A 17,556-nucleotide genomic window follows, 5' to 3' on the forward strand; every position below is an offset into this window, starting at 1 on the left:
CGAACTACCGTTCCCGGAGCGTCCCCGCCTGCACGTGGTAGTGCATGGGCGCGACCGGTTCGCCCCGCGCCATCTCGGTCGACCGCCCCTCGTCGGCCGCGACGGCGAACCGCTCCAGATCCGCCCAGAGGCCGACCCTGTCCTGGACGAACACGGCGTTGGGGAGCGCGTAGTTGTACCAGCGGGCACAGCGCCGGGCCGCCTCGCGGAAGCCCGCCTCGTCGGTCCCGGCGTCGCGCAGGCGCTCGACCGCCTCGCAGAGCGCGACCGTCTCGCCCGCGCCCGGGAACTCGTAGGTCGCGCCGCCGTCGGGGTAGTCGACGCCGTCGACCGTCAGCGCCCCCGGTTGGTCGGGGAGCGTCACGGAGTCGGGCACCGAGGCGGCGGGCGGGTCGTCGCGGCAACTCCCGAGCGGGTTGCCCGCGACGGTGATGGGCGGCATCGCAACCCACCCATCGCCGGCGGAGAACCAGTCGCCGTAGACCGGCAGCGCCGCCTGCCCGGCGGGGACGTTCGCCAGCAGGAGGTCGAACCCGCCCTTGCGGACGCTGTCCTCGAAGGAGATGCCCTTGCCGAGCAGTTGCTCCGTCTCGACGGCGACGCCGAACGACTCCAGCCCCGCGATGAGCGTCTGAACCTCGTTGATGTTCGCCGAGTACACGGTCAGCGTCAGCGAGAGGGGGTCGCCGTCGGGACGCTGCCAGACCCCCTCCACTCGCTCGTAGCCCGCGCGGCGGAGCCACTCCGCCGCCAGGTCGGTGTCGGCTTCCTGCGGGTACTCGTACAGCGAGTCGACGAACTCGCTGCCCAGCGCGCGCTCGGCGGTCGACCCGAGCAGCCCCGAGTGGGAGGACGGCGGCATCGTCCCCGGGCCGTACTGGTTGTAGCGCATCCGCTCGAACGGTGCCGCCGCCGCGACGGCCCGTCGGACCCACAGGCGCCGCAGGTGGGGCCGCTCCCAGTTGAAGACGAGTTGCTTCCCGCCGGCGGCGGGGTTGGCCCAGGTGTCCGCTTGCTCGATGGCGTCGGGGACCTGCGCGCGGAAGAAGTCCCCCTTCGACTCGGCGATGACGCCCGTGCCGGCGTCGACCTCCTCGCCGTTGACGAAGTCCCGCGGGTCGTAGAAGGTCCCGGCGTCGACGCCGCCCCCGCCGGCGCTCCCGCTGCCTGCGGGGTCCAGCGCCGGCCCGCTGTAGCCATTGGCGCCGCCGAGGATGCGGAGCGTCGGCCGGTCGGTCGAGCCGGGGTAGTCCTCGCGCGGTTCGGCGTAGACCACCTCGGTGTTCGTCCGGAGGCTGTAGGGCACTTCGATGAGTTCGCTCGTCACGTCGTCGGTCGAACGAGGCGCGTAGCGACCGGTCCCGTAGCCCTCCTCGACGTAGGTTTCGATGGAGAGTTTCCCCTGCCGGTAGTCGAGGTACGTGTCCCGAACCTGGTCTTTCGAGGACGCGTCCCCGAAGCGCTCCAGCCACGGCTCGTTGTAGGCCGTCGGGAGCGGCGGCGGTCCGGGGTGGAGGGCCGTCCGCGCCGCAGCGGGGTTGATCGACCCGCCCATCGGCGTCCACCGGTACTCGGTGTCGCCGACGAGTTCGGCTGTGAACTCGTCCTCGGTGAACGCGCCGTTGACCTCCAGCCACTCGATCCGGTCGCGCACGTGGTAGGCCCGCGCGTCGAGCGTGTCCCCGTTCCAGTAGGTGAGACGGTCGTCGAAGGTCACCGCGACCGCCCCGTCGTCGGTGACCTCGTAGGCCGCGACGGCACAGGGAACCGACAGTTCACCCCCGTCGACCGACCACGTGTGGCCGCTGGTGTACGGTTCGCCGCTGGGCCCGTGCGTCGGCAACACGAGACTCTGGAGGAATCCCTCGAAGTGCGGCCGACCGTACGGCGTGCTCGTGTTCGGCCCCATGTCGAGGGTGCTTGGTTGCGCGCTGGTCATCACCGACACCACCGGCCCGTCCACGTCGCGCTGCCGGCCGGCGGTGGTCGTGTCGCCGTCGTCGGACTCGTTCGAGCAGCCCGCCAGCGCGGTCGCGGCGGCCGCGCCGGCGAGCGAGACGAACGCTCGCCTGTCCAGCCCCCGGGAACCCGCCGAGCCGTCTCGGGACTCGCCGGCGGCGCCACCGGTCCCGTCCGCCTCGCTCCCGTCGTGAGGGTCGCCAACCATCGATACCGACATGTCGTGACAGTAGAACTTAGTATTTCGGCCCGGCGGTAGCAACGTTTATTCGCCGTCGGCGACCGAGCAACAGCCATGCACCGGACCTTCGAGACGACGACGGAACGGCGCCGGCGGACCCTCGACGGGCAGTGGGAGTTCCTCGCGGACCCCGAGAACGAGGGGTACGACGCCGACTACGGCGAGTCGTTCCCCACCGAGGTGGCCGACCGGATCTCCGTCCCGAGTTCCTGGAACGCCCACACCGAGTACGCCGACTACGTCGGGCCGGCGTGGTACCGGCGGACGTTCGAGACCGGCGAGGAGTCGCTCCTGTTCACCTTCCACGGGGTCGCCCACGACGCGACGGTCTATCTCGACGGCGAGGAGGTGGCGAGTCACGAGGGGTCGTACACGCCGTTCACCGCGCTCGCCCGGCACCTCGACGCGGGCGAACACGAACTCGTCGTCCGCGCGGACAACACGCGAGGGGAGGCGACGCTCCCCCACGACGACGCCGACTGGTTCCCCCACGGCGGCATCCACCGCGAAGTCGTCGCCGAGACCGTGCCCGACGTGTACGTCCGGGACCTGGCCGTCGAGTACGACCTCTACGGCGACGAGGCGACGGTCGAAGCGGAGGTGACGTTGCACAACGTCGGCCCGCGTCCGGCCGAACCCGACCTGACCGTCTCCGTCGGCGACGCGTCGGTCACCGACTCCGTCGCGGTGGAGGGCATGGACGCTGCCACGGCGACGCTCGGTCTCGACGTCGAGGACGTGGACCGGTGGAGCCCCGACGACCCGACGCTCTACGACGTGGAAGCGCGACTGCACGGCGAGCAGGCCGACGAACGCGAGGGCGACGCCTTCGCCGACGACCTGCGCGACCGGATCGGGTTCCGCACCGTCTCGACCGCCGGCCGCGAGATCCTGATCAACGGCGAGCCCGTCGATATCGCGGGCGTCAACCGCCACGAGGACCACCCGGAGTGGGGCTCCGCCCAGCCGCTGCGGGTCCAGGAGCGGGATCTCGACCTGATACGGCGGGCCGGCTGCAACGCGGTCAGGTGCTCGCACTACCCGAACCACCCGCGGTTTCTCGACCTGTGCGACGAGGAGGGCGTCCTCGTGATCGAGGAGATCCCGATGTGGCAGGTCGACGAGTCGACGATGACGTCCAGCCAGGAGCGCGCCCAGCGCGCGCTCGTGGAGATGATCGAGCGCGACCGCCACCACCCGTCGATATTCGCCTGGAGCCTCTCGAACGAGTGCGCGAACGACCACCCGACCGTCGTCGACGGCACCCGCCAGCTCAAGTGGGCCGCCGACGGGGTCGACGACTCCCGGCTGGTCACCGCCGCCTCGAACACCGACTTCGAGGGCGCGACCGACGAGGTCTTCGACTTCTGTGACTTCCTGTCGGTCAACGCCTACTGGGGCTGGTACCGCGACGGCGACTGGGACGAGTTCCTCGACGGGATCGCCGCGGAGTACGGCGAGAAACCGATCGTCGTCACGGAGTTCGGCGCCGGCGCCGTCCCGGGCGAGCGCACTCACGAGGGTCGCAAGTGGTCCGAGTCCTACCAGGCCGACCTGCTCGCCGACTGCGTCGACCTGTTCCGCGAGCGCGACGACGTCGCCGGCTTCGCCGTCTGGCAGTTCTGCGACACGCTCACCGACCCCGAGGCGGCGATGACCAGACCGCGGACGCACAACAACAAGGGCATCGTCGACGAGCACCGACGGCCCAAGGAGGCGTACCGCGTCCTCCGCGACCGTCTCGCCGACGACTGACTCGTCGACCCGCTCCGGCCTGTCTCGCTCCCCTCCCCCGTTTTTGAATATCGAACGACGTTCTCCAAAAATAGTTACTCGGGACCGAGTAACGAGTATTACGCCCGTAATCATGTAATCTGCCGCGGATCGAGCGCGATCGTTCCCGAAGGGCGATTCGTCGTTCTGTCCGAGTGGCTCCCGAGATCGAATCGAATTCGTTTCGAACGCCCGCTTCGGGGACGAATACGACGGATACGTCGATGGGACGGGATCTATAGAGACAGAACAGGTCTCGAACAGGATAGAACGAAATCGAGCGGCGGTCGAGCGGGAGGGAACGGAACCGAACGGCGGTCGAGCGGGAGCCGGACCCGCCTACACGTCGACCCACTCGCCGGACTCGTCGGAGTCCTCGATCGCGGCGAGCAGTTCCTGGACGCGGTAGCCGTCCTCGAAGGAGGGGCTGTGGTCTTCGCCGGCGGCGGCCGCCGAGAGGAACTCGTAGTTCTCGTGGACGAACGTGTGCTCCCAGCCGATGACGTGGCCGGGCGGCCACCAGTGGTCGATGTAGGGGTCGTCGGGGTCGGTGACGTTGACCGTCTGGAAGCCGCGGTCGCCCTCGGTGAGCAGCTCCAGTTCGTTGAGCCGTTCGAGCGAGAACGAGAGGCTCCCCTTCGACCCCTCGATCGCGATCGTGTGGTCGTTCTTGCGCCCGTTGGCGAACCGGGAGGCCTCGAAGGTCGCCATCGCGCCGCTCTCGAACTCCGCCTGGGCGGTGTAGGCGTCGTCGACCGTCACCTCGCGGGTCTCCGTCGAGCCGTCGCCCTCGCCCGAGAGGGAACCGTCGTCGCCGCCGGGGACGGGCCGCTCGTCGACGAACGTCTGGAGGTGCCCCGACAGACGCGAGATGTCGCCGGCGCGGTCGCCGACGAGGAAGCGCGCCAGGTCGATGGTGTGGGCGCCCAGATCACCGAGCGCGCCCGAGCCCGCCAGTTCCTTCGAGTTGCGCCAGCTCCACGGCGCCTCGGGGTCGACCAGCCAGTCCTGGAGATACCGCCCGCGGACGTGGTGGATATCGCCGAGTTCGCCGCTATCGATGAGGTTCTTGGCGTACCGGATCGCCGGGATGAACCGGTAGTTGAAGGCAATGCCCGCGGTCGCCGACGAATCGCGAGCGGCGTCGCGCATCCGCTCGGCGTCGTCGAGGGTGTGCGCGAGCGGCTTCTCGCAGAAGACGTGCGTGTCGGCCTCCAGCGCCGCGATCGAGGGGTCGGCGTGGATATTGTTCGGGCCGAGGTTGTAGAACACGTCGACCTCGTCGACCACGTCCGCCCAGTCGGTCGCGTAGCGCTCGAAACCGAGCTGGTCGGCCGCCTCCGCGAGAGCCTCCTCGTCGCGCCCGACGATCACGTCGCGCTTGACGGCGGGGGCCTCCGGGAAGAACATCGGGAGGCGCGCGAGCGCGTTCGCGTGGGCCTTGCCCATGAAGCGATAGCCGAGGACGCCGACGGAGAGGGGTTCCTCCGTCATGGTTCAGGCCCAGTAGGCGTCGCCGGGGGTGGTCTCGAAGACGGAGCGCTGGAGCACGTCGATGGCCTTCTCCAGACCCTCGTTCGGCGAAGTCAGCGAGTCCTCGTGTTCGATCGAGAGCGCGCCGTCGTAGTCGATCATCCGCAGCGTCGACACCACGTCCTTCCAGAACTCCTCGCCGTGGCCGTAGCCGATCGACCTGAATAGCCACGAGCGGTCCGGCTCCTCCGTGTACGGTTCGGTGTCGAGCACGCCCTTGACGCGGGAGTTGGACTCGTACACTTTGGTGTCCTTGGCGTGGAAGTGGTGGATCGCGTGCTCCTCGCCGAGGAAGCGGATGGCCTCGGTGATGTCGATGCCCTGCCAGAACAGGTGCGAGGGATCGAAGTTCGCCCCGATGTACTCGTTCGTGCGCTCGCGCAGTTCGACCATTCCGGTCGGCTCGTAGACGAGCATGTTCGGGTGCATCTCGATGCCGACGTTCACGTCGTGGTCCGCGGCGTGCTCGGCCAGGTCCGACCAGTACTCCTCGGCGACCTCCCACTGGTACTCGTGGGCCTCGTGGTGCTCGTTTGGCCACGGCGCCGTGATCCAGTTGGGCACCTCGCCCGCGGGGCTCCCCGCGGGCAGGCCCGAGAACGTCGTCACCGCGTCGACGCCGAGCTGGTCGGCCAGCTCGATGGCCTCCCGGAGCTCCGTGTCGGCGCGCGCGGCCCGCTCGTCGTCGGGGTGCAGCGGGTTGTTGTGGGTCGCCAGCGCCGAGATATAGAGGTCGTGCTCGTCGAGCAGGGCCTGCAGTTCGGCCTGTGCGTCCTCGTCGTCGAGGTACTCCTCGCGCGGGAGGTGGTCGTCGCCCACGAACCCGCCACAGCCCAGTTCGACGGCGTCGACGCCCTGGTCGGCCAGGTACGCGAGCGCGTCGTCGAGCGATTCGCCGCCGAGTGCCACGGTCAGCACACCTACGTCCATGTGTGTTCACCTCTCTCGAACGCTCAAAAACTCTTGCGGTGGCGGTACCCCTCGCCGCGGCCTCGGGCGGTTCTCGGCGGCCGACACGCCGATTCGCGGGGGCCAGGCGGTCACCGCGAGGGCCCGACGGCCGACCCGCCGCGACGGTCGCCGTCCCCGACGACGGGCCCGCGGCCTCGCGATCGACGCTCGCGACCGCGGCCCGGCAAAACTAAATACTGGCTGTCCATCACAGTCAGTAGCATGAGATACTTCCGAGTGACGCGCGGGGACGACGAGCGGTTGGTAGCTTCGGACGGTGACGCCTCCTACGACCTGACGAGCGCGCCCGACGGCCCGTCGACGGTCGTCGAGCTGCTCGCGGCCGACGAGACGCGCCACGGCCTCGACGAGGCCGCCGAGGCCTACCTCGACGACGCCGGGGAGATCGAGTTCGACGACGACGACCTCGTGCTCCCCGTCGAGCCGCCGGAAGTGTGGGCCTCGGGCGTCACCTACCAGATCAGCGAGGAGGCCCGCCAGGAGGAGAGCGACAAACCGGACGTGTACATCGACGTCTACGAGAGCGAGCGCCCGGAGGTCTTCTTCAAGGCGACACCGAGCCGGACCGTCGGTCCGAACGAGTCGGTCGGCATCCGCGGCGACTCCACCTGGGACACCCCCGAGCCCGAACTCGCGGTCGTGCTCTACCAGGGCGAGATCGTCGGGTTCACCATCGGCAACGACATGTCCAGCCGCTCGATCGAGGGCGAAAACCCCCTCTATCTCCCGCAGGCGAAGGTGTACGACCGCTGCGCGTCACTCGGCCCCTGCGTCACCTCCGCGGGCGAAGTCGACGACCCCCACGACCTGGAGATGACGATGCAGATCCACCGTGACGGCGAGGTCGTCTACGAGGGCGCCACCAACACCGGTGAGATGGTCCGGACCTGCGAGGAACTGTCCTCCTACCTCACCCGCCACAACGTCGTCCCCGACCTCACCGTTCTGATGACCGGAACGGCGCTGGTCCCCGAGGGCGATTTCACGCTCCACGAGGGCGACCTCGTCGAGATCGATATCGAGGAGATCGGCACGCTGACGAACCCGGTCACGACGGTCTGAGTTCTCTATCGCCCCGATCGAAGATTGGCTCGGTCCCGAGTGAATTTCTGAACGACCGTTTGCGATTGCGGAACGGTTATTACCGGCCAGTGTATTGAGTCGGAGTATGGCGCAGACCGCGCGGAACACGGTGAAATCGGTCGAACGCACGTTCCGGATCATCGGTGGGCTTCAGGAGCTGGGGGGCGCGGGCGTGACGGAGCTGTCGACGCATCTCGACCTGCCCAAGAGCACGGTCCACAACTACCTGAGCACGCTGGAACAGGAGGCCTACGTCGTCAAGGCGGACGACGAGTACCGCATCGGCCTCCGATTCCTCGAACACGGCGCGTACGCCCGCAACCAGTCGCAGATCTTCGAGATCGCCCGGCCGGAACTCGACCGGCTGGCCAACGAGACCGGCGAGCTCTGCAACCTGCTCGTCGAGGAGCACGGCAAGGGCACCTACCTCTACCGGACCCGCGGCGAGAACGCCGTCCGCGTGAAAGAACACGTCGGCAACCGCGTCTGTCTCCACAGCACCGCGCTGGGCAAGGCCATCCTCGCCCACTGCTCCGAGGAGCGCGTCGACGAGATCATCGACCGCCACGGCCTCCCCGAGACCACCGACCGCACCGTCACCGACCGCGACGAACTGTTCGACACCCTCGCAGAGATCCGCGAGCGCGGCGTCGCGTTCGACGACGAGGAACGCCTGTCGGGCCTCCGCTGCGTCGCCGCGCCCGTCCTCAGCAACGACGACCGCGTCCTCGGAGCCATCTCCGTCTCCGGCCCCTCCCACCGCTTCGAGGACCACCGCTTCCGCGAGGAACTCCCCAAGCGCGTCCTCGAAACCGCGAACGTCCTCGAACTCAACGTCACCTACTCGTAATCGATCGTCACCTACCTTATTTTATAACTCTCTGTTCTCCTACGCCTTTTATCATTTTCTCCGCCCGGCCGACCGATTCAGCGTATACTGTGGATACGCCATGATGTAGACTCTATCGGAGGTTTTTCTGCAGAAATACCTTCGACGGTAGTCGTTATCTGTTCCTCGTCGTTCCACCGACGCCGCGGCATGTATCGGTTCCAAACCAGCAGAAAAGCCGTTATCAGGGCGAAACCGATTTTTTGACGCCAGGAGCAACGATACGAGCGAAATTCGGATTAGACAGATCCAAATATATATTCACTAAATGTCTTTTCTGGCCGGATCTGGACGGCGAGGGTCGGAGCGGCAGACGAAACCCCCTTGTCGCGGCGTCGCCAATCGGGGAGCGTGACAGACGACCAGGGGGAGCCGTCGCTGGACCGGTTCCACGAGGCGGTCGAGGCGGCGGGCAACCCGGTGTTGACGACCGAGGAGGTCGCGCGCCACGTCGACGAACCGCGGGCGGACGTCGAGGCGTGGCTGGCCGACCTCGAAGGCGAGCGGGCGGTCGTGAGCAGGGACGTGTCCCAGGACCCGACGGTGTGGTACCCGGCGGAGTGGACCGACTACGCCGACCGCGAGCGGTTCGTCGTCTTCCCCGACCGCCGCCAGATCGTCGTCGACAGGCCCGCGCAGTTCACGCGCGCCCAGCTCTCGCAGTTCGCCCGACTCGTGGATACGAACGGCGAGCAGGGCTACGTCTACGAGATCGACGACTCTGACGTGTGGCAGGCGCCCTACGAGGACCTGGAGGGGCTGCTCGGGACGGTCCGGGACGTGCTGCCCCAGCGCTACCCCGCTCTGGAGGAGTGGATCGGCGACCAGTGGAAGCGCGCCCACCAGTTCACCCTCGAAACGCACGAGGACGGCTACGTCGTGCTCGAAGCGGCCACGGAGAACCTGATGGGCAACGTCGCCCGCCAGAAGCTCGGCGACGACCACCTCCGGGCGCCGATCTCCGACACCGAGAGCTGGGTCGCCGAGGAGGCGACCGCCGAGGTCAAGCGGATCCTCTACGAGGCGGGTTACCCCGTCCAGGACGAGCGGGACCTCGACTCGGGCGAACCGCTGGACCTGACGCTGAACCTCGAACTGCGCGAGTACCAGCACGACTGGGTGGGGCGGTTCATGGAGACGAAGTCGGGCGTGCTCGTCGGCCCGCCGGGCAGCGGGAAGACCGTCGCCGCGATGGGCATCGTCGAGCGCGTCGGCGGCGAGACCCTGATCCTCGTGCCGAGCCGCGAACTCGTCCGGCAGTGGCGCGACGAACTGCTCGCCCACACCACGCTGGACGAGACGCAGGTCGGGGAGTACCACGGCGGGACCAAGGACATCCGACCCGTCACGATCGCGACCTACCAGACCGCCGGGATGGATCGCCACCGCCATTTGTTCGACTCCCGCGAGTGGGGACTCATCGTCTACGACGAGGTCCAGCACGTCCCCAGCGACGTGTACCGCCGGAGCGCGAACCTGCAGACGCGACATCGGCTGGGGCTCAGTGCATCCCCCGTCCGGGAGGACGACCTGCAGGAGGAAATCTTCACGCTGATCGGCCCGCCGATCGGCACCGACTGGGACGCGCTGTTCGACGAGGGGTTCGTCTCCGAGCCGACCGTCGAGATCCGCTACGTCCCGTGGACCGACGACGACCACCGCAACGAGTACGTCGGCAGCGAGGGCCACGAGCGCCGCCAGATCGCCGCCTCGAACCCGGCGAAGGTCGAGGAGACCCGCCGCATCCTCCGGAAGCACCCCGAGCAGAAAGCCCTCATATTCGTCGACTACCTCGACCAGGGCCGGGAGCTTTCGGCGTCGCTCGACGCGCCGTTCATCAGCGGGGACACGCCGCACCACGAACGCGCGCGGCGATTCGAGGAGTTCCGGGACGGCTCGCTGGACACGCTGGTCGTCTCCCGCGTCGGCGACGAGGGGATCGATCTGCCCGACGCGTCACTGGCTATCGTCGCGTCGGGACTGGGCGGCTCGCGCCGGCAGGGCACCCAGCGCGCGGGCCGGACGATGCGCCCGGCCGGCCGCGCGCTGATGTACGTCCTCGCCACCCAGGGCGCCCGCGAGGAGGAGTTCGCCCGCCGGCAGATGCGCTATCTCGCCGGCAAGGGCGTCCAGGTCCGCGAGCACACGGTCGAGGAACCCGACGAGGACGACAGCGACGATCCGACGGGAGACGAGTCCGCGGGCGACTCCGGGGACGACGGCGAGGCCGACGCAACGTCGGAGTCCCTCGACGAGACCGACGGCGAGAACGGGGACGACGCCGGCGCCCCCTGACGAGTTAGCTCCGGCCCGAATACGTTCGGCGCCAGCGCTTGGCGTGCGGGGCTCCTACGGATCGGTATGTCCGTCAGCCACGACGACGTGGAGCCGGTGACCGAGCGCGTCCACGACAACTCTTGGTCGGCGAACCTGGAGAAGTCACACCACGGCGAGGACCGCGAGCTGGTCGTCTCGCAGGCGAAAGATGCCGTCGAACACACGGCGCCGGGCAACCACGTCAACCTCGTCACCCACGGAGACCACGGCCATCCCGAGACGTACCTCTACGAGGCGCTGGCGGAAGCCTACGGCGACGCCGTGCGCTACGAGTACGTCGAACAGTGCGGGTGCGGCGGGCACGTCACCCGCGCGCACGTCGAAGAAGCCGTGTAGTTCGGTCCGACTGCCGACCGCACTGGCGCGGCCGGTGCGGTTCGGGCGTTATTCCTCGGCGACGAGTTCGTCGCGCTCGGCCCGTTTCTCCTTGACGTCGTCGATGAACGAGTCGACGGTGACGCGCTTCTCGCCGATGGTCGCGCCGACGATGGCGCCGAGCGCGCCGCCGGTGCTGGCGGCGTTGCGACCGACGAGACCGCCGATTCCGGCGCCGACCGCGGCACCCATGGCTGCGTAGCGAGCACGACTCAGGACGCGTTTGATGCGTTTCTGCATACCACCTCATTCGCCTATCCGAGGGATAAATGTGACCCTCCCGAGAGTTCTCGCGTGTCAATCCCTGCCATACCTGCAAAAAATTTAATATAAATCCGTGTAGACGTATGCAGTACGCTTCACCCACGAGGTGAGCGGTGATCCCGATGATGACCGAACTCAGCGCGTATCCGGCACACCAGGGGGCCGAGGCCTCCGTCTGCGGCGGTGCCGGGTCTGCCGTGTCCGCCGATGCGCCGGTGGACACCGGCAAGCGGATTCCTGCGCGCGCTCGGTTCGGCGGGGTCGACCGCAATCTCGAATCGATCGCCGCGTGAAGGTCCGCAGGTCGTCCGGGCTCCCAGTCCGGTGACGGCCGTCGATTCGAGCCACCTCGGCTCTTCCTGTGAACTCGGCGTCGCGGCCACGGGTTCGTCCCGACTGACGGCGGGCCCCGGAGTCCCGCTGGTCCAGCTCGGGACGGCCCCGTCCCCGCGACGCCGCGGTCACGGTACGCTCAGTCCCCCAGACCCGCGCCCGTCCGGCCGGTCGCCGCTCTCGCGGTGACCGGGCGTGAGCCGGCCTCGCCGGCTTCGAGGACGGCCGCGGCGGTGAACCAGCGCCAGCTCTGCCGGGCAGAGGCATCGCTGCGCGCTCCGGACGCCCCTCGGAGGCAGCGGGCGGCGCGTTCGACTCGCGCCGGGCGTCGTATGGCAGTCCATGCCACGAACCAGGTGGAAGCGACGGCGGAGATAGACCTGTGGGTCCCCCGAGACACGATGGCGGACCTGGAGAGCGGCGTCCGGACGGTCGTCGCCGACGCGGCGGGCGTCGAGACGGCGGAGGTCACCGGCGTGACCGACGTGACGCCGCGTGCGACCGACATCCGCGTCACGGCGACTGTCTGGGTCGTCCTCCCCGACCACGAGGTCGAGCCCGACGCGGTCCGGGCGACCCTCGAAGACGGCTTCGGCATCATGGAGGCGAGCGTCCTCGTGGCCGAGGCGGCCGAGGCGTGACCGGCGACGACTACCGACGGCGGCCCCGCGGCGGGGTCGTCCCGGCCCTTCGCTCTCCGCGGTCACAGCGGTGTGACGCCGGCGGCCGGCCGGAGCGGCGGGTTCGATCCCCGCCGGAGAGCCTGCGAGCCATGTTGTGCATCATCGCGCCCGAGTACGAGTCGCGAGACGACGAGACACGGCATCGATCGACGGACGGCGACGCGAGCGAGGAGAGCGAGGACGGCGAGCCGACCGACGACGACCCCTCGGACGGCGAACTACTGACCGCCGGGCCGGTCTGAGAGCGACTCACGCGGACGGAGCGACGGCCGCGGTCAGGCCGACCAGCGGGCGTCCGAGAGCGTCCGCTGGACGGCCTCCTCCCCGACGGCTTCGGCGAGCGTCTCGAAGCCGGCGCGCTCGCTCCGGTCGCCGGCGTTGGCGACCAGCCGCGAGACGATGAACTCCGGGGTCGAGCGGCCGACGGTCTCGAAGCGGGGCTGGTAGTCGACTTCGAGGTCCAGGTCCGTGGTCAGTCCCTCGGCGAAGATGCCGTCGACGCGCGCCTCCGGCGGCAGCGGTTCGAGGTCGTCGGCGAGGTGCGTGACGAACACGCCCAGCGCCCCGCGGTCGACGCTCAGGCGGACGAGCCCGTGGAGCAGGTCGGCGGCGCTGCCCGGTTCGGTGATCGCCTCGAACTCGTCGACGAGCATCAGCGTCCGGCCCTCGTCGGTCAGCGGCGGCACGACCGACCGCAGTGTCGACTCCAGCACGCCCGCGTTGAAACTGGCGTGGCGGCGGTGGAAGACGACCGCGTCGACCACGCCGACCTCCGCGCTGTCGGCGGGGACGGGCAGGCCCATCTGGGCGAGCAGTTGCACCTGACACAGCGTCTCCAGCAGGGTGGTCTTCCCCCCGGAGTTGGCACCGGTGAGGACGGCGACGCGGTGGTCACGCGGCGGCGCCGGCGCCGCCACGTCGAGCGCGTGGTCGCCGATGCCGTAGGTGACCGACTGGACGGGCACGCCCCCGGCGACCAGCGAGAGATTCCGAGCGTTCTCGACGGCGACCGTCTCGCGGTCGACGAACGTCGGCCGCCCGAGGTCGAACGCCTCGGCGAACCGCGCCAGCGAGACGTACAGCGCCACGTCGTCGACGGCCGCGACCGCCGCGTCGACCTCCCCGCGGGCCGATTCGAGCGTGTCCTCGAGCCGGTCGGCCACCTCGGACTCGCGCCGTTCGACGCCGGTCCGGAGGTCGCCCGCGAGCGCCCGGAGCGTCTCGGCCACGAAGTCGCCGGCGTCGGTCGCTTCGCCGGGCATCGCCTCGCGGACGCGGGCCACGTCCACGTCGGTCTCGCTCGTCACGTGGCGGACGAGCGTCTCCCGGAAGTCGTCGGCCCCGCGGGCGCCGGACTGGACTTCCTCGGCGACGCTCTCGGGCGTCGCGGCCATGTCCTCGACGCTCGCGAGCGTCGAGCGCAGCGAGTCCAGCCGGTCGTCGGCGCCCTCGCCGATTCGGTCGTCGTCGCCGCGGAGCCCGGCGAGCGCGGCGGCTGCGTCCGCCAGAACGTCGTCGTCAAGCTCGGCGATCGGTTCGAAGACGCCTTCGGAGACCCCTGCCTCCGAGAGCGCGAGCGCGGTCCGGACCGCCGCGAGTTCGCCGCCCGCGGCGCCCTCCTCGAAGGCGGTCTCGACGGCCGCGCGGGTCTCCTCGTCGAGCGCGGTCCAGGCGTCGCGGGCTTCGAGGATCCGGTCGATACGCTCGGCCATCTCCTCGCGGGAGCCAAGCGGGGTGAGGATGCGGATCCGGCTGGCGGCGTCCTCGGTGAGCGCGTACTCGCCGGCCAGATCGAGGATCTCCTTGTACACCTCGCGAGTGTCCCGCGTGGCGAGCACGTCCATCGCCCCGCCGCCCTGTGCCCGCCGGAGGATGCGCGTCGCCCGTCCCTGCGAGAGCCCGGCCGCGACCAGCGCGCGAGTGTCGGCGGTCTCGATGGCCTCGACCGCCCGCTCGACGCCCAGTTCGTCGGCCAAGAGATCCCGGGTCTTCGGCCCGATTCCCCAGTAGTCCTCCAGTCGCATGCCCGGTGGGTGGCTCCCCGCCGGTAAAGTCGTTTCTCGTCCGCTCGCCCCGATCGCGGGTCGTCGAACGGGTACCGGCGGGACCCTCGACCGTGACAGGGATTCTTGACGGCCGAGCGCGTAGCCGGTGTCATGGTTGATCCGGGGGACCGCGACGGTACGGACGACGGCGGCGGCGAGCCGGCCGACGGCGACTCGGGCGACGCGGACGCCGGGGAGCCGTCCGTCGACGGCGAGTCGGGAGGCGACACGGACGCCGCGGGACCCACCATCGAGGCCGACGACGCGGAGTTTCCCTGCCCCGACTGCGGCGACCCGCTACCGGCGGACGCGCGCTTCTGCCCCCGCTGTGCGACGCCTATCGGGGAGGACGGCGAGGCCGTCGACCTCTCGGAGCTCGACGGCCGCTTCGACGAGGACCCCGCGGAACTGCTGACCGTCGAGGCGGGCGAGCGGCGGGCGTCGGGACGGGTCATGGTCCTCGCCGGCCTCGCGGTCGCGCTCCCGCTCGCGCCGCTGGGGCTCTTTCTGATGAACACTGTCCGGGTCCTGTCCCTCTGGAGCGCGGCGCTGGTCTTCCTCGGGTGCTGGCTCGCGCCGGCCGCGTACCTCGCTCGGGCCCGCGTCCCCGCGGAGGCGTTCGCGCGGAGCTGCTACTTCGTTGCCGCCGGCACCGCGCTGATCCCGGCCGGCCTGCGGTTCGGCGGGAACGGCATCGCGGCGGGCGACCTCTCGGTGTCGGTCGCGCTCGTCACCGCCGTCGCCCTGCTCGTCGCGGGGCTGGCCGCCCTGCTGGGGACGTTCATGCGCCGCCAGGCGAGCCGTCGCGTCACTGGCGACCTGCGGGCGTTCGAGGAGGCGCGGCCCGACTCGGAGGACACCGGCGAGAACTGAGCTAGTCGAACATCCCGGTCGACATGTAGCGCTCGCCGCTGTCCCAGTAGACGGTGACGACGAGCGGGTCCTCGACGCCCTCGTCGACGAGGCGTTCGGCCACCCGCTTCGCTGCGAGGTTCGTCCCGCCGGAGGACTGCCCGACGAAGATCCCCTCCTCGCGGGCGAGGCGCCGACATTCGGCCTCGGCGGCGTCGAGTTCGACGGTCTCCACGTCGTCGAGCAAGTCGCGGTCGAGGTTGTCGCTGACGAACCCCGGCCCCATCCCCTGGAAGTCGTCGTCCCCGGCCTCGCCCGTCGAGAGGACGGCGTTCTCGGCCGGCTCGACGGCGACGACCTCCAGGTCGGGGAACGCCTCGCGCAGTCGGCGGCCGATGCCGGAGATCGTGCCGCCGGTGCCAACGCCGGCGACGAACGCGTCGATTTCCCTGTCGCCCACCTGGTCGAGGATCTCCGGGCCGGTCGTGCGGTAGTGCGCCTCGGGGTTGGCGGCGTTGTCGAACTGCCGGAGCTGGACGTACTCCCCTTCGGATTCGAGTTCGTCGGCGCGGTCTTTCGCCGCGGAGATGTCGCCGTCGACGAGTTCGATCTCGGCGCCGTAGGCGCGCATGATCTGCCGTCGCTCGGGGGACTTCGAGGACGGCATGACCAGCGTCACGTCGTAGCCCTTGGCGGCGCCCACCATGGCCAGCCCGATGCCGGTGTTGCCGCTCGTCGGCTCGACGATGGTGTCGCCCTCGGCGAGGGTGCCGTCGCGCTCGGCGGCCTCGACCATCCCCTTGGCCGGCCGGTCCTTGGCCGACCCGCCCGGGTTGAACGATTCGATCTTCGCCGCGAGCGTCGCGCCCTCCGGGGCGTCGACCTCGACCAGCGGCGACCCGATGGTGTCCAGAATGCTCGAGTTCACTACTCCCGCGTACGACACGCCGGCTTAAATGGCCCGTGACAGCGGCAGGGAGTGCAGGCGTCGGTGACGGACTCAGAATCGGCCCCTCTGTCGGGGTGAGTCGTGTGATTCTCCGGGTTACCTATGCAGGCCGAACAGCCATTCGAGTGCCGAGTCAACGGGCAGGTGAGCCGCTCGACGGGCGACCGTCGACGGTGGCGGCACCGCGATATCCCAGTTCAATCATGCCTTACGACAATCAGAACGACCGACGACAGGGGAGCCAGCACAACCAGCAGCAGGGCCGCTCGATCGGTGGCCAGCACTCGGCCCAGTCCCAACAGCGCGACCAGCAGGGACAGTTCACCGGCCATCAGGGCCAGCAGGGCCAGCAGCGCCAGCAGAACTATCAGCAGCAGGGGCGCCAGTCCCAGCAGCACCAGCAGCCCCAGCAACAGCAGGGGCGCCAGCAGACACAGCACCGGAGCGGCCAGCAGTTCGGCGGCCAGCAGGGCCGTTCGATCGGCGGCCAGCACTCCGCCCAGTCCCAACAGCGCGACCAGCAGGGACAGTTCACCGGCCACCAGGGCCGGCAGTCACAGCAGCGGGGTAGCCAGCGACACCAGCAGCAGTCCCGGCAGAACGACCCGCAGCAGGCCCAGCAGCAGCAGCAGGGCGGCCAGCAGCAGTTCGGCGGCCAGCAGGGTCGCTCGATCGGGGGTCAGCACTCCGCCCACTCCCAGGGTCGCGACCAGCAGGGACAGTTCACCGGGCACCAGAGCCAGCAGTCCCGTCAGCAGGGCCAGCAGCGCCAGCAGAACTATCAGCAGGCCCAACAGCACCAGCAGCCCCAGCAGACACAGCACCAGAGCGGCCAGCAGTTCGGCGGCCAGCAGGGCCGTTCGATCGGCGGCCAGCACTCCGCCCAGTCCCAGCAGCGCGACCAGCAGGGCCAGTTCACCGGCCATCAGGGCCAACAGTCCCGTCAGCAGGGTCAGCAGCGCCAGCAGCACCAGCAGCAGGGCGGCCAGCAGTTCGGCGGCCAGCAGGGCCGCTCGATCGGCGGCCAGCACTCCGCCCACTCTCAGCAGCGTGGCCCGCACGGTCAGTTCGCCGGCCATCAGGGCCAACAGAGCCACCAGCAGCAGGGCCGTCAACAGCAGCAACAGAGCCGTCAGCAGGGCAGCCAGCAGAACCAGTACGGGCAGCGGAGTAGCGGGAGTGACGACGACCGCAGTAGCAGCCAGAGCGGCGGTCAGGGTAACACCCAGGGCCTGACTCAGGAGGCCCGCCGCCGCGGCGGCAAGCAC

17 protein-coding genes are annotated in these 17,556 nt (G+C 69.6%); 9 read left to right on the plus strand and 8 right to left on the minus strand.

Features of this window, described 5'->3' with window-relative positions; genetic code table 11:
- Window positions 1–4 precede the first annotated feature (4 nt).
- Window positions 5–2,167, minus strand: a complete 2,163-nt coding sequence (locus HZS54_RS19500) for a periplasmic substrate-binding domain-containing protein (RefSeq protein WP_179918723.1) — start codon at window positions 2,165–2,167, stop codon at window positions 5–7.
- An 87-nt stretch (window positions 2,168–2,254) separates the two neighbouring features.
- Between HZS54_RS19500 and HZS54_RS19505 the strand changes: the two genes are divergently transcribed.
- Window positions 2,255–3,955 (plus strand): glycoside hydrolase family 2 protein, encoded by a 1,701-nt coding sequence (locus HZS54_RS19505; RefSeq protein ID WP_179918724.1) that lies wholly within the window; start codon window positions 2,255–2,257, stop codon window positions 3,953–3,955.
- Window positions 3,956–4,312: 357 nt separating this feature from the next.
- Here the strand turns inward: HZS54_RS19505 and HZS54_RS19510 are convergent, their stop codons facing one another.
- Both HZS54_RS19510 and HZS54_RS19515 read right to left on the minus strand, forming a co-directional pair.
- Complete coding sequence (locus tag HZS54_RS19510) at window positions 4,313–5,467, minus strand: Gfo/Idh/MocA family protein (RefSeq protein WP_179918725.1); 1,155 nt, start codon at window positions 5,465–5,467, stop codon at window positions 4,313–4,315.
- 3 nt (window positions 5,468–5,470) lie between these two features.
- Window positions 5,471–6,436 carry a sugar phosphate isomerase/epimerase family protein gene (locus tag HZS54_RS19515; RefSeq protein ID WP_179918726.1) on the minus strand — a complete coding sequence of 322 codons (966 nt, stop codon included), beginning with the start codon at window positions 6,434–6,436 and terminating at the stop codon, window positions 5,471–5,473.
- A 243-nt stretch (window positions 6,437–6,679) separates the two neighbouring features.
- Between HZS54_RS19515 and HZS54_RS19520 the strand changes: the two genes are divergently transcribed.
- The 4 genes from HZS54_RS19520 to HZS54_RS19535 all read left to right on the plus strand — a co-directional run bounded on the left by HZS54_RS19520 (window position 6,680) and on the right by HZS54_RS19535 (window position 11,123).
- Complete coding sequence (locus tag HZS54_RS19520) at window positions 6,680–7,540, plus strand: fumarylacetoacetate hydrolase family protein (RefSeq protein ID WP_179918727.1); 861 nt, start codon at window positions 6,680–6,682, stop codon at window positions 7,538–7,540.
- Between the two features lie 106 nt (window positions 7,541–7,646).
- Complete coding sequence (locus HZS54_RS19525; protein WP_179918728.1) at window positions 7,647–8,411, plus strand: IclR family transcriptional regulator; 765 nt, start codon at window positions 7,647–7,649, stop codon at window positions 8,409–8,411.
- A 363-nt stretch (window positions 8,412–8,774) separates the two neighbouring features.
- Entirely contained in the window at window positions 8,775–10,745 is a 1,971-nt protein-coding gene (locus tag HZS54_RS19530) for a DEAD/DEAH box helicase (protein WP_425484348.1), read from the plus strand.
- A gap of 66 nt (window positions 10,746–10,811) precedes the next feature.
- The gene (locus HZS54_RS19535; protein WP_179918730.1) at window positions 10,812–11,123 is read left to right on the plus strand and encodes a CGCGG family putative rSAM-modified RiPP protein; all 312 of its coding nucleotides are present in this window, start codon (window positions 10,812–10,814) and stop codon (window positions 11,121–11,123) included.
- A 48-nt stretch (window positions 11,124–11,171) separates the two neighbouring features.
- Here the strand turns inward: HZS54_RS19535 and HZS54_RS19540 are convergent, their stop codons facing one another.
- A complete protein-coding gene (locus HZS54_RS19540; RefSeq protein ID WP_179918731.1) occupies window positions 11,172–11,402 on the minus strand; it encodes a hypothetical protein in 231 nt (76 codons plus the stop codon).
- A 149-nt stretch (window positions 11,403–11,551) separates the two neighbouring features.
- Here HZS54_RS19540 and HZS54_RS19545 point away from each other — a divergent pair, with 149 nt between their 5' ends.
- From HZS54_RS19545 to HZS54_RS19555, 3 genes are all read left to right on the plus strand, one after another.
- Complete coding sequence (locus tag HZS54_RS19545; protein WP_179918732.1) at window positions 11,552–11,719, plus strand: hypothetical protein; 168 nt, start codon at window positions 11,552–11,554, stop codon at window positions 11,717–11,719.
- A 372-nt stretch (window positions 11,720–12,091) separates the two neighbouring features.
- Window positions 12,092–12,400, plus strand: a complete 309-nt coding sequence (locus HZS54_RS19550; RefSeq protein ID WP_179918733.1) for a hypothetical protein — start codon at window positions 12,092–12,094, stop codon at window positions 12,398–12,400.
- Between the two features lie 131 nt (window positions 12,401–12,531).
- Entirely contained in the window at window positions 12,532–12,684 is a 153-nt protein-coding gene (locus HZS54_RS19555; RefSeq protein WP_179918734.1) for a hypothetical protein, read from the plus strand.
- 33 nt (window positions 12,685–12,717) lie between these two features.
- On the opposite strand, the gene HZS54_RS19560 is transcribed toward HZS54_RS19555, so the two are convergent.
- On the minus strand, window positions 12,718–14,466 hold the full coding sequence (locus HZS54_RS19560; RefSeq protein WP_179918735.1) for a MutS-related protein: 1,749 nt from the start codon (window positions 14,464–14,466) through the stop codon (window positions 12,718–12,720).
- Window positions 14,467–14,598: 132 nt separating this feature from the next.
- Here HZS54_RS19560 and HZS54_RS19565 point away from each other — a divergent pair, with 132 nt between their 5' ends.
- Window positions 14,599–15,360 carry a zinc ribbon domain-containing protein gene (locus tag HZS54_RS19565; protein WP_179918736.1) on the plus strand — a complete coding sequence of 254 codons (762 nt, stop codon included), beginning with the start codon at window positions 14,599–14,601 and terminating at the stop codon, window positions 15,358–15,360.
- A gap of 1 nt (window position 15,361) precedes the next feature.
- Here the strand turns inward: HZS54_RS19565 and HZS54_RS19570 are convergent, their stop codons facing one another.
- The 3 genes from HZS54_RS19570 to HZS54_RS19580 all read right to left on the minus strand — a co-directional run bounded on the left by HZS54_RS19570 (window position 15,362) and on the right by HZS54_RS19580 (window position 17,556).
- Window positions 15,362–16,267 (minus strand): PLP-dependent cysteine synthase family protein, encoded by a 906-nt coding sequence (locus HZS54_RS19570; protein ID WP_179918737.1) that lies wholly within the window; start codon window positions 16,265–16,267, stop codon window positions 15,362–15,364.
- 218 nt (window positions 16,268–16,485) lie between these two features.
- Window positions 16,486–16,830: a hypothetical protein gene (locus HZS54_RS19575; RefSeq protein WP_179918738.1), complete on the minus strand. Its 345-nt coding sequence runs from the start codon at window positions 16,828–16,830 to the stop codon at window positions 16,486–16,488.
- 12 nt (window positions 16,831–16,842) lie between these two features.
- Window positions 16,843–17,556, minus strand: coding sequence for a hypothetical protein (locus tag HZS54_RS19580; protein WP_179918739.1), 714 nt, complete (start codon window positions 17,554–17,556; stop codon window positions 16,843–16,845).

This window comes from Halosimplex pelagicum (assembly GCF_013415905.1).
GTDB lineage: Archaea > Halobacteriota > Halobacteria > Halobacteriales > Haloarculaceae > Halosimplex > Halosimplex pelagicum.